This window comes from Winogradskyella damuponensis (assembly GCF_039538385.1).
Lineage (GTDB): Bacteria > Bacteroidota > Bacteroidia > Flavobacteriales > Flavobacteriaceae > Winogradskyella > Winogradskyella damuponensis.
Window position 1 is genome coordinate 145,956 of the sequence record NZ_BAABCB010000030.1, and the last position, 12,069, is coordinate 158,024.

At 33.6% G+C, this 12,069-nt stretch carries 11 protein-coding genes; 5 read left to right on the top strand and 6 right to left on the bottom strand.

All coding sequences use genetic code 11. The features are described from left to right. The first annotated feature begins 21 nt into the window (after positions 1-21). Positions 22-489, top strand: coding sequence for a YybH family protein (locus tag ABD730_RS15805; protein ID WP_334465454.1), 468 nt, complete (start codon positions 22-24; stop codon positions 487-489). A gap of 100 nt (positions 490-589) precedes the next feature. On the opposite strand, the gene ABD730_RS15810 is transcribed toward ABD730_RS15805, so the two are convergent. Beyond that, positions 590-916 (bottom strand): hypothetical protein, encoded by a 327-nt coding sequence (locus ABD730_RS15810; RefSeq protein WP_215927034.1) that lies wholly within the window; start codon positions 914-916, stop codon positions 590-592. Between the two features lie 365 nt (positions 917-1,281). On the opposite strand from ABD730_RS15810, the gene ABD730_RS15815 reads away from it, so the two are divergent. Beyond that, positions 1,282-1,422: a hypothetical protein gene (locus ABD730_RS15815; RefSeq protein WP_215927032.1), complete on the top strand. Its 141-nt coding sequence runs from the start codon at positions 1,282-1,284 to the stop codon at positions 1,420-1,422. Here ABD730_RS15815 and ABD730_RS15820 read toward each other — a convergent pair. The 4 genes from ABD730_RS15820 to ABD730_RS15835 all read right to left on the bottom strand — a co-directional run bounded on the left by ABD730_RS15820 (position 1,419) and on the right by ABD730_RS15835 (position 4,770). Next, complete coding sequence (locus ABD730_RS15820; protein WP_344715902.1) at positions 1,419-1,994, bottom strand: PhnA domain-containing protein; 576 nt, start codon at positions 1,992-1,994, stop codon at positions 1,419-1,421. The genes ABD730_RS15815 and ABD730_RS15820 overlap by 4 nt on opposite strands. 94 nt (positions 1,995-2,088) lie before the next feature. Continuing rightward, on the bottom strand, positions 2,089-3,054 hold the full coding sequence (locus ABD730_RS15825; RefSeq protein WP_344715903.1) for a type I phosphomannose isomerase catalytic subunit: 966 nt from the start codon (positions 3,052-3,054) through the stop codon (positions 2,089-2,091). Between the two features lie 6 nt (positions 3,055-3,060). Beyond that, entirely contained in the window at positions 3,061-3,555 is a 495-nt protein-coding gene (locus ABD730_RS15830; RefSeq protein ID WP_344715905.1) for a glycosyltransferase, read from the bottom strand. Positions 3,556-3,576: 21 nt separating this feature from the next. Next, on the bottom strand, positions 3,577-4,770 hold the full coding sequence (locus ABD730_RS15835; RefSeq protein WP_344715906.1) for a response regulator: 1,194 nt from the start codon (positions 4,768-4,770) through the stop codon (positions 3,577-3,579). A gap of 183 nt (positions 4,771-4,953) precedes the next feature. Between ABD730_RS15835 and ABD730_RS15840 the strand changes: the two genes are divergently transcribed. From ABD730_RS15840 to ABD730_RS15850, 3 genes are read left to right on the top strand one after another with little or no spacing between them, the layout of a single operon-like run. Further along, entirely contained in the window at positions 4,954-8,043 is a 3,090-nt protein-coding gene (locus tag ABD730_RS15840; protein WP_344715907.1) for a hypothetical protein, read from the top strand. After that, the gene (locus tag ABD730_RS15845) at positions 8,043-9,257 is read left to right on the top strand and encodes a hypothetical protein (RefSeq protein WP_344715908.1); all 1,215 of its coding nucleotides are present in this window, start codon (positions 8,043-8,045) and stop codon (positions 9,255-9,257) included. Before ABD730_RS15840 ends, ABD730_RS15845 begins: the two co-directional genes overlap by 1 nt. Continuing rightward, positions 9,254-10,789 (top strand): glycoside hydrolase family 2 TIM barrel-domain containing protein, encoded by a 1,536-nt coding sequence (locus ABD730_RS15850; protein WP_344715909.1) that lies wholly within the window; start codon positions 9,254-9,256, stop codon positions 10,787-10,789. Before ABD730_RS15845 ends, ABD730_RS15850 begins: the two co-directional genes overlap by 4 nt. Here the strand turns inward: ABD730_RS15850 and ABD730_RS15855 are convergent. Continuing rightward, a complete protein-coding gene (locus ABD730_RS15855) occupies positions 10,761-11,984 on the bottom strand; it encodes a glycosyltransferase (RefSeq protein ID WP_344715910.1) in 1,224 nt (407 codons plus the stop codon). The genes ABD730_RS15850 and ABD730_RS15855 overlap by 29 nt on opposite strands. Positions 11,985-12,069 lie beyond the last annotated feature (85 nt).

The following is a 12,069-nucleotide window of genomic DNA, read 5'->3' on the forward strand; positions in this document are numbered from 1 at the left end:
GATAAATAACAACCAATTCTTATGAAATATTTTGCCGCCATTGCCATAGCCTTATCATGTTTTAGCTGCATTAGTATAAAGGCTGATGTTACCACAGAAACAACGCACAAAAGTAAATCTAACGAACTTGCTGAGGCAGGCATACGTTTAGTAATGCACGACCAAGAAATCGCGTGGAATAATCACGATATGAAAGGTTTTATGCAAGGCTATTGGAAAAGTGACTCACTAAAATTCTACGGAAGCAATGGACTGACCAAAGGATGGGAGCAAACATTAGCTAATTATAAAAAAGCTTATCCTACAAAATCAGAAAGTGGTACGCTAAAATTTGTTATTAATGATATTTCAAAAATTGAAGGAGATAATTATTGGGTAATGGGTGAGTATCACCTAAAACGTAAAATTGGTGATGCAAATGGAGTATTCATTATTATCTTCAAAAAGATAAATGGGAAATGGAAAATTGTAGCTGATATGTCTTGCTAAAAATATAAGTGAACATTAAAAAATAAAGTGTGTCCGAAACATTTATCTATCACCATAAATGAATTGGAAACACTTTATTAAATGTATAATAGAAATAGGCTTAAGCTGCTACAATAGCACTAGCCATTGTGTCATTTTCTTCTGATCGTTGTGGTTGATCTTCAGATTTAAAATGCTGATATAATTCTTTACATCCTAATCCTATAATAGATAATCGTTTAGATTTAGTAATAGATTCATTATGCAGTTTAGCTAATGCCATAACTCCAGCTCTATCTATACCTTTTACACGCTCTATATCTAGTAACACGTCGTCTAACTTATCAAAAATGTTAGCAAAATGCTCATTAAAAGTTTTTAAACTTAACTTATTTAAAGTTCCTTTTATTTGATAGCGGTTATTGTAGTTTGTAATTTCTAAATCCATAATAAATAATGTTAAATTGTTAATACTAATTTGAGCTATTAATCAGTAAAACTTGTGCTATTATTTAGAGGGATGACCACAATATCTAACATATCCTTAGGTCACTAGCCATATAATCGATAAATGGTAATTTGACTAGATTATTCGAATAGGTCTGTCTATTTTTTCGACCAACTACACGTTTTTTAACAACAAAAATGTAGGAAAAATAAAGGATAAATCAGTTATAATCAAGCATATCAAAATGCGTTTTTAGATTTCCTAGTTTAGAAACCACACTTATGAAACCGTATATTTTTATATAAGTACACCGCAAAATTTCTATTTTTACAAGATATAACGTTATAAAAAATAAAAACTAACACATGAAATACAAGTACAAAGTAATATTAATGGTACTACTGGCCGGAATTACAATTTATGGTTTAGTAACTGGGCAGTACTTATTTATGGTGTGTTTAATTCCGTTAAGCTTTGACTTTTTTAACAAAAAAGATTCGGATTAAGTTTTCTTAACGTATTCTGTAATAATAACAATTTGCTGTCCATCTACTCTACCTTCAATATAGGTTTCATTTTCATGATCGAGTCTTATATTTCTAACGGCTGTACCTTGTTTAGCTACCATGCTAGAACCTTTAACCTTTAAGTCTTTTATTAAAACTACAGAGTCTCCATGTTCTAAGATAACACCATTAACATCTCTATGAATTAATTTATTCTCTTCATCTTCACCATCTCCAGAAGCTTTTGCTAATTCTAAGATGTCTTCTTCCATATACATCATAGCTAACAAATCTTGCGTCCAATCTGCCTTTATTCTGTTAAGCATTCTCCACGCCATGATTTTTACGGCATCGTGCTCACTCCACATACTGTCGTTAAGACATCTCCAATGGTTAGGATCAATAAGATCGGCATCATTCATCTGCTCAATACAGGTTTTAGATGCGTACAATGCCGTTTTTAATCCGTTTTCTTTAATATCTGGAACGATATATACAGATAGATTTTCTTCGCTTCCGCTAAGTTCACATTTAGAACCGCTTCGTTGTTTTAATTCTCTTTCTAATGACATAATAATTATTGTATAATATTATGCAAATGTAAAATTAATTAAGACTTTTTCTCCTTTTTTCAGAAAGCCTTTTACAACTATAGCACAAACTCGTTTATATAAATACTTCGAGGAGTTTTGATCCTTCTGAATTAAACGTTACAGCATCAGTATTTGCTGGTATTAAAATGGTTTCACCCATAGCTACAATTTCGGTTTTATTACCTATACTTACTTTAGTAGTACCTTCAACACACATAAATATGACAAACGAATCTAAATTGCTATAATCTCTCTTTTGATTTGATTTGACTTCAAAAATATTTGTTGTAAAAAAATCACAATCCACTAAATTACTTGTTTTATCTGCTTCTAATTGGTAATTACGTTTTCCGTTAGAAGGAAACGATTTGGTCGCTTTTATGGCAGCTGCTGTATGTAAATCTCTTTGACGACCACTAGTATCTGTTCTATCCCAATCATAAACACGATAGGTTATATCGCTGGTTTGCTGAATCTCTGCAGCTAAAACACCTGCACCAATAGCGTGTATTTTTCCGGCTGGGATAAAATAGCTATCGCCTTGTTTTACTTTTTCTGTGTTAAAAATCGCATTAACATTAGAAGCGTTAATATCACCTAATACATTTTTGTCTAAGTCATTTTCTTTTAATCCTAAAACAATCTCTGCATTATCATCGCTATCCATTATGTACCACATTTCGGTTTTACCAAAAGCGTTATGATTTGCTTTTGCCATTTCATCATCTGGATGTACTTGCACTGATAAGTTTGTTTTAGCATCTAGAAACTTAATTAATAGCGGGAAGTTTTCACCAAAAGCAGCAATATTATCCTTTCCTAGGAACTCACATTTGTAAGATTTAATAAGGTCATTTAAGGATTTACCTTTATAAAGCCCGTTAGAAACCATTGAAATATTATCTTCTACTCCAGAAATTTCCCAGCTTTCACCAAGATTTTTAGAATCTGATGTTTTATTTAAAATGCTAGAAAGCTTTTCGCCTCCCCAGATTTTTTCTTTTAATATTGGATTAAATTTTATTGGATATGCTTGCATGAGTTTTTACTTTAGAAGATTGTTTTCATATTGAAGGTTAATAAAGTGGTTGTTGTTTTCTGTGAGCTTTTTTAAATAATCTAGTAATGAAAACAAGCTTTGAAACAAGGTTTGTTTCTTTTTTAGAGTCTTGATTTTATAATTTAAAATCGCATCTTGATTTTCAGTTATAACTTCAATTAAACCATTTAACCCATGGTATTTAATGTTTAACATATTAATAGAAACATAACCTAAATGTTTTAAATCAAATTCACTAAACATAAATCTTGCGCCTGCTTTTACTGCAGCTATATCTGACTTAAACTTTCTAACATTAACTATAGAAACATTATTACACTCGTCTTTTATATCCTTTAACAAATCATAGGTATTATCCTTACTATCGTTGTTAACTAAACACAATTCTAAATTTGAAGTCTGCTTAATTTGTTCAATAAAATACGCTGTGTCCATTTCTTTTTCATTATTATGAAAGATTATAATGATACCTGTTTTCATGATTAAGGCATTTAATAAAGATTATAAAGAGGCTACCTCTAAGTTGTTTGATGCTGTTGCTTTTACGTTTTCCTTTTTAGAGCGATACACCCAAGCTATTTGTGCTAATTGCCCAACAATTTTTACAGAATCTTTCATCGATAATTTAGAACCATCTGCATGAATCCAACGTTTTAAAGGTTGTTCACAAAGCATTGCTTTTGCCTTTTTAAGTCCGAAATGAATACTCATTCTTTTAAAGATTTCCACATCAAAAATCCATTGTGTTACAAACTTTTCAGTGAACGCAATACCAATAACATCTTTGCTAAAAATTTTAGCACCACATTGGGTGTCTTTAAAATCCATTGCTAAAATCTTTCTAATAATAAAGTTGATGGTTAAACTGATTATTTTTCTGGCCGACTCTTTAGTGATATCTGCTCCCATTCTAGAAATACGAGAACCACTCACAATTTTAAAATCTGAATTTTCAATCGTCTTTACTAAATCATCAAAATCGGTTAAGTCCGTAGATAAATCCGCATCTAAGAATCCTATATAATCTAAATCCTCTTTTTTAGCCATATGAAGCATTCCTAAACGTACAGCTTCTGCTTTACCTCCATTCTTTTCACAATCGTAAACCGTTATAAAATCTTCTCTTCCTTTTTGTAAATTATGAAGCACTTCTAGGGTTTTATCTTTACTACCATCATTGACAAAACACAAATGATATCCTGAGTTTTCATCAACAAAATTTAAAAACTCATCACTTAATAATCGCTCTTCTTCGTCATAACAAGGAATAACAACTCCAACACAACGTTGTTGAATCATCACATTACTTTTAGAATGAATCGCATTATCTATTTGTGGTACACCTATTAATCGTTTTACTCTAGCACAGATTTCATTGAGACTTAACGGCTTTTTCATATAATCGTTAATCCCTAATTCGAAAGCTTCAGTAATAGTATCATCTTTAGTATTTCCAGATAAAATCATAATTGGTGTATCAGAGTGCTTTGCAATTCTGATATGTTTTACGACATCTAAACCCGAAACACCTGGCATATTGATATCTACAATAACTAAATCTGGGTGAAACGTATCGTATAATTCTAATCCTTTTGATGCATCCGTTTCAGTCTTTACTTCGTATCCTAATTCTAATAATCGTTTCTCAAGCGGAAGCAATACTAACTGTTGATCATCTATGGCTAAAACTTTCATAATAATTGTTTTTATTTGTTATTTACAGGACAAAAGTACCTGAGATGACGTCTTTATTTTTTTAATTTAGCTTAACCCATAGGTAAGTGTAGACGAATGGCAGATTGCTATAGATAATTAAAAAACGAAGCCCTATTTAAATTATATATCTTTACAGTATTGATAGCCTTGTCAAGGTTTTACATGAAAAACACTTCAAACAAATATTTAATTGCAGCTTTACTTATAGGTATTGCATTTCATGGTACGTCTATATTTTTCACCTTAGAAACCACTTATGATGCCTTAATCCATTTGTTCTTTGCAGATCATTATGCGACGAGCTGGTTTGAACCATGGAATTATAAATGGTACACCGGTTTTACCGTAATGAGCTATCCTCCTTTGGTACATCAATCTATTGCTGCGTTATCGTTAATTGGTGGTTTAAAATTTGGCATGTTTACCGTAGCCTTACTCGCCATTGTTTTATTTATAACTGGTGTTTATCGCTTTTCCTTATTAATCACCTCTAATAGAACAGCTGCTGGTTATGCCGCATTACTCGCTGTGTTTTCTTCATCTTTTGTTGAAACGCTTCACGTCTTTGGTCAACTTCCTAGTATCATTGGCATATCCGTATTAATGCATGCTTTGCCTGAAATCTATTTATGGTTAAAAACAGGCAAATGGAGTTATTTAGCCACCTCATTATCCTTAATTGCCGTAACTGTAACGTCTCATCATGTAACCCCTATATTTGGGATGATATTCTTTATCTTTCCTTTAATAGGCATGGTGATAATGGATTATTCAAGAGACCAAGTCGATTCTGTAAAAGCCATAACCTTTAAAGTCTTTTTAAATAGTTTCTTTAAACTCTTTAAACGTATTATTAGTTTCGGGATGCTCTCTTTAGTTATCATCGTGGGTTGTATTTTGCCGTATTGGATTAACTCTAAAAACAACCCGATAACACAGGTGCCAATTCCGCATGGCTCTAGAGATAATTTTTTAGAAATCACCTCGTCTGGATTGGTCTTCTTTCTAATTCCTTGGGGCATTTTACTCATATTATTACCGTACATTTTTTACAGATATTATACCAAACGCTATTTATTTTTTGGTTTATCGATGACTATTCTTGTTGTTTTAGGCACTGGTGGTACCACTCCAATTCCAAGACTATTACTTGGCGAAACGGCTTTTAATATCTTAACCTTAGATCGTTTTACACTTTGGGCTTCTATTATGTCGCTGCCTTTATTTGGTGAGTTTACGTATCGGTTTGTTGAAGGAGATTTAAAAACCTTAATTCAAAATAAATTTGGTGCTATTTACCATCGGTTAATAGGTGGTCTTTTAGCTGGACTCTTTTTATTCATGACGATTTTTACCATGAGTCTAAGCTACTTTAAACCCTCGCAACCACAACGCATTGAGATGCTTCCTATTGTTAATTTCTTAAATCAAGATAATCACGATCAATGGAGGTACATGACTTTAGGCTTTGGCGATCAAATGGCTTGGCTATCGGCACAAACCAAAGCCATGTCTGTAGATGGAAATTACCACTCGGCAAGACGATTACCAGAATTAACCACTCGACCAATTGAACGTTTAGAAAATTCAAAATTTAAAGGAGTTGAAGGTATTGGTTCATTACAACAATTTTTAACGACGCCAGAGAAGTATAATTTTAAGTATATCTTCTCTAACGATAAATTCTACGATCCTATTTTGTATTTCTGCGGTTGGCAACGCTTACGACAACTCGAAAACGGCATTATGGTTTGGGAAAAATTAAACGTTCCACCTTTATCATCCATATTGCCCAAAGACGATGTGTCTACGTGGCAAAAAATCCTCTGGGGAATTATACCATTTCTAACGGTTTTAATCGCTTTTGTCCTAAACATACAAATGCTTTGGATTAGACTTCTAAAAACGAAGGCTAAAAAACTTCCGGCGTATCTTAAGTTTCAAAATGATTACTCAAAATTTTCTAGTGGCGTTTTAAAAATGACACATATTTGGTCCTTCATTCTTGCTTTAATTGTATGTTATGGCACTTACATATTTTACATAAAAAATGAATCACATCATTCACCAGAAAATGCCATACTTGCTTATTATGATGCTTTAGATTTTAAAGAATTTGAAACCGCGCACAGTTTGATTAATCCTAAAAGTGATATACCCATTGCGCAGTATATGTTAGAAATATCGGTTACTGATGGGTTATTAAGTTCGTATGCAAAGTTAGATGCTATTACCACCGAAACACTAAGCAGAACAGATAGCTTAGCCAGTTTAAAAGTCTTTACCGATTGGATTACACCGCTCGAAAAAATTAAACGTGTCGATTATAAAACCCTAGTCAAACTCGATAACAAATGGTACATTCAACCCGAGGATATCGATTTAGATTTACCACCAGACCAATTGTATTCTAGTAATTCTACAAATTATTTTAATCAAGGTAGACGACGCATCACGACAGAAGAAACACATCACGAGGACATTTTAAAGCAACCCGTTTTAGAAATCTTAAAAGCAAAGCTCGTTAAGTTTGAAAATCATTATGCCATTATTGGAGAAATTCAGAATATAGACAATGTCCCAGCAGATGTGGTTTTAAAAGGGACTTTGTATAATGATGACAACAAATTTTTAGCCACTTACAATGCCAAATATCACGTTAACCATAAGCTGATGCCAAAAGAAGTCAGTTCGTTTCGAATTAATTTTGAAGGCATCGCCTGGTCTAAAACTCAAGATTCTATTCCAAAGACCTTTAATCCCGATGAGTTCACACCTATTGAATTAGAAGAACAACCCACAAAATTTAATCTTCAAGTTGCTGGGAATATTTCGGGATCCGACTTATTTAAAAATACCACTATTACAATTTCTGAAAGTAACGACACCCATCTTTCAGGAACCTTATTTAATACTGGTATTGAAGAAGTCACGATTCCGCAATTATTAATTTCGTACTATGATGCCGACAAAAATTTAGTTTGGGTAGATCACCTTTTTGTAAAAGAAGGCATTAGACAACAGCGTTCACAGACTTTTGATTTCCCTTTATTGACGAATGAAACCGTTCGGGTTATTAATGAAGATATGAGTAATTGTTTTGTCAATGGCTTACCTAATACGGCTATTGCGAGTAAAATTGTCCCGAATCGAATCTGGAATCATCACGATGACGAATTTCAGAAGATAGATCACCCTATTTACAAATTTATAAAACTAGAAATCAATACTTATATCGGAAACCCTAATTAATGACATTTAAGTATCTCTACATATCATTCATTTCTTTACTGTTGCTAACTTCAACAATAGTTGTTAATACCATAGAAAGCGATGCGACATATACACTTCTTACAACAAAGCGTGAATTTATTGCTGGCGAATCTATCGCCTTAAGATTTGCGTTCACAGGCGACTCAGAAGTCTTACTCTATGGTTCTAACAGTTATGGATCCATTTTATTAGAACCTGTGGTTAATGATAAGGAGCTCAAATTTATGTTACCTGAAGTTATGTCTAATAAATCGGGTGTAGTCAACTGGCAATTACAAACAACATCTCATCCAATTTCCGGACACATAACCATTCAACCAAAATCAAAAATCGAAGCTATAGAAAGTTATTTAGGACCACCAAGTATTGAAGCTGGAGGCACAGATTACACCATGCTCGTTGTTATTCCAACAGATGATTTAGACAATCCATTAGCCGATAGTACTAGCGTAACAATAAAGCATCAATTTCTAACCAATACGTATGCATCAGACGTAATGACTAAAAATGGTTTTGCTTATAAAAACATTAGTTCTGAAACCAAAAAAGGACGAATGCTTATCAGTTCAGCATGTCTAGACCTCAACTCCAAAGAATTTGATGTTAATGTAATGCCTGCTATTCCTACGGATTTTAAAATCGCTTCGGAACGCATTCATGATTATGCAGATGGCAATCAGATAACGACTTTTAAAACGTCGGTAATTAAAGATCGCTATGATAATATTGTAAGTGATGGGACATTTGTTACCTTTTTTATTACCAATACAGCAGGTTACAAATCAAAAACATCTGGCACCACCATCAATGGTATGGCGAGTGCAAACATGTTACATCCCGATTTTGAAGACCAATGGAGTATAAAAGCTTATGTTGAAGGTATGGCAAATAGTGATACGATCGTTTTAAATTACAAACAAGCCATTTCAGATTTTGAAGTCGCCTTTTCTAAAGATAACAGAACGCTAACGCTTGGCCCTATACAAAGTTTTATGAGTCAACGTGTGCCAGATGGCTTAACGATAAAGTTGTTGATATACCAAGATGGCATTATAGTACACCACCCCACAAAAGACACCTTTAATGGTATGGCTGAATTTTATTTAGACAAGAATCGTTATCCAAAAGGCGTGTATGATTTTGAACTTAAAGTGGCTGGTATAGTTAAATCTTACAACGCAATTACCTTATGAGTAAGATTAATAAAAACATATTAAGAGGTGTACTTTTGTTTTCCTATGTTTTAATAATAGCATTGGTTATTTATGCTTTTGGTGCGGTTTACAGTTACCTCAACACTGGTGCCGATCGTAGTAAAATGCTACATACTGAAGTCAAACAAATCGATCAATATCTTCCTGAAATCACATGGCAACCTCTAACCAATGAAGGACGACCAATAGATACACAAACATTAACTGCTATTGAAAATGATTATTTAGACGGTTGGTTTGTAAAACATGTAGCTTACAAAACCAATACGACTATTGGTATTGATGATTATTACACCGAAAGTGCACGACAAAACCTGTTTAACATTATCGCGATTAATAGTGAGAACAACACTACTGTTGTTGGTACGACTTTAGAGCATCATCCTACTTTAGAATTTTTTAGTGAAGATGGCCAACTTGTGGTTCTCACAGACCATGATGTTATAGAATATAAACAAATCTTTAAAGACAACGAACTGATCACGGAAATTACCGAAAAATCAAGTTACAAAGTCACCCTGTTATTAGAAGATGGTTTTTGGCGCGTACGCCATATGGTAAAAATAAAATCGGAACCATATACCGCTTCACAGGTGTCTCAACCTATTAGCACAACTACAATAAACGGCATTAATTACTACCCACAAGCCACCTCTTGGGCTATGTTTGGCGATAATTTTGATGCTGATATTATAGGGTCAGATTTTGAGTTGATACAATCAACCGGACTTAATAATATTCGCGTATTTGTGCCTTATGAGGATTTTGGTAAATCGGATGTAAATCAACACAAACTAGAACAACTTATTACTCTTTTAGATCTTGCAGAAACTGCTAATTTAAAGGTGATGGTAACGCTTTTTGATTTCTATGGTGATTATTCTGTCCTCGATTGGACCCTTACACAACAACATGCTAAAACAATTATTAATGCCATAAAAGACCACGAGGCATTAGCCGTTTGGGATATTAAAAACGAACCGAATTTAGATTTTGAATCGCGCGGTAAAACTTTAGTGACTGCTTGGTTAGCGCATATGATTGATTTTGTAAAATCGCAAGATCCTAATCATGCCGTTACGATTGGATGGTCTAATGCCGAAAGTGCAACCATTCTAAAAGAGAAGTTAGATCTGGTATCTTTTCATTATTATGAGGATTTAGAAGCTCTAGACACTACTTTTAAAGCTTTAAAAACTAAGATCACCGATAAACCTATTGTGATTACCGAATACGGCCTATCATCTTACATTGGTTTATGGAATCCTTTTGGAAACTCGGAAGACGACCAAGCCGAATATCATAAAACAATACAAACTGTTTTTTCTGAACATGATATTCAATTTATGTCGTGGACACTTTACGACTTTGATAAAATACCAAAAGAAGTCGTAGGGAGACTTCCTTGGCGCCAAAATGCTCAAAAGCATTTTGGGTTTATAGATGAAAAAGGAATTAGAAAACCTTCTTTTTTATTTATAACTAAAAAGAAGCCTTCTGTGCAGCATTAACATTAGGGAATGCTAAGCGTTTTTCATCTATGATGTCTTGAAAATGTTCTAAATACATCTCTGCAATTTGAGACATAGGATGTGCTGTAGCAGCTTTATAATTTGCCATAGCCAATTGTGACCTATAACGATCATTTGTTACGATAGCTTCTATAGCATTTGCCATACTCTCTACACTTGTCGGTTCAAAAAACTCACCTCTGTAGCCTTCATCTTTTACTAACAACGCTAAATCTCCTAAATCTGGCATCACCACCGCTTTACCATAGCTACCTGCTTGGTGTAAAACTCCCGAGCTTCCGGTTGTAGAGGTATAAGGAAAAACAACCACAGCACTTTCGTTAAATAAGGTTGGAACTTCGTGTTCTTCAACATAACCAGTGAAACGTACTTGAGGGACATGTTTATACGCTTCTTGCACTTTTGCTAAGTAACCTGGTACATTTGGGTTGTCTGTTCCGGCGATAACGACTTCTAAATCTAATTTTGTTTTAGCTCTTACCATTTCCACAGCTTCAATCATACCTTCTACTTTTTTGTAGGTGCCAAATTTTCCGAATGTTAGAATTTGTAGTGGTCCTTTTGGCAAAGTATAGTTAGGTTCTTCTGGTATTTCAAATGTGCCGTGAGGAATTAATTTCACGTTAGGAGCCAAATATTTAATTTCTAAAACATTCACATACTTCTGCATGGTTACCGCAACGATATCCGCTTTTAAAATCAGCTTGGTTAAAGTGGTTCCAATAAATCCGTAGATCTTCTGCATGATTTTATTTGATGTAAAACCAGCACTTCCTAAGTCTACTTCTTCAAGAATGTTATGTAGTAAAACGATATTTGGTATGTTTTTTAACTTACAAATCCATGGCAATAGTAACCCTAAAGCTGCTGCTATTTTTTTATCTCCAAACTTCATAAACTGTAGATTGAATAATACAGCATCTGGCTTTGTGGTATTGATCGCTTTTGTTACAGAAATCACGTTTTTGTAGCTATTAAAAGACCAACATTCTTTTACGGTAATCTTACAACCGTCTTCCGTGAATTCAATATCCTTTGCTCCTTCTGTTCTGTCCGTTAATAAAATTAATTCTGTAACAGCTTCCTTTTGTCTAAACTGCTTTACTAAATGATAAGCATACTCGTTTAACGTGACTTTACTTGGTGGATATGCAGTTACAATGGCTAGTTTCATAATAATGGTATTTTTAAATGTTTTAATTAATTACAATACAAATTTGGGGTTTTATTCGGCAGATTTTTGAAAGTTTCGATAGGGC

Coding starts and splice junctions, on each gene's coding strand:
- ABD730_RS15810 (WP_215927034.1), bottom strand. CDS start 916: ATGGATTTAGAAATTACAAACTACAATAACCGCTATCAAATAAAAGGA.
- ABD730_RS15820 (WP_344715902.1), bottom strand. CDS start 1,994: ATGTCATTAGAAAGAGAATTAAAACAACGAAGCGGTTCTAAATGTGAA.
- ABD730_RS15850 (WP_344715909.1), top strand. CDS start 9,254: ATGAGTAAGATTAATAAAAACATATTAAGAGGTGTACTTTTGTTTTCC.
- ABD730_RS15855 (WP_344715910.1), bottom strand. CDS start 11,984: ATGAAACTAGCCATTGTAACTGCATATCCACCAAGTAAAGTCACGTTA.
- ABD730_RS15830 (WP_344715905.1), bottom strand. CDS start 3,555: ATGAAAACAGGTATCATTATAATCTTTCATAATAATGAAAAAGAAATG.
- ABD730_RS15845 (WP_344715908.1), top strand. CDS start 8,043: ATGACATTTAAGTATCTCTACATATCATTCATTTCTTTACTGTTGCTA.
- ABD730_RS15835 (WP_344715906.1), bottom strand. CDS start 4,770: ATGAAAGTTTTAGCCATAGATGATCAACAGTTAGTATTGCTTCCGCTT.
- ABD730_RS15815 (WP_215927032.1), top strand. CDS start 1,282: ATGAAATACAAGTACAAAGTAATATTAATGGTACTACTGGCCGGAATT.
- ABD730_RS15825 (WP_344715903.1), bottom strand. CDS start 3,054: ATGCAAGCATATCCAATAAAATTTAATCCAATATTAAAAGAAAAAATC.
- ABD730_RS15840 (WP_344715907.1), top strand. CDS start 4,954: ATGAAAAACACTTCAAACAAATATTTAATTGCAGCTTTACTTATAGGT.
- ABD730_RS15805 (WP_334465454.1), top strand. CDS start 22: ATGAAATATTTTGCCGCCATTGCCATAGCCTTATCATGTTTTAGCTGC.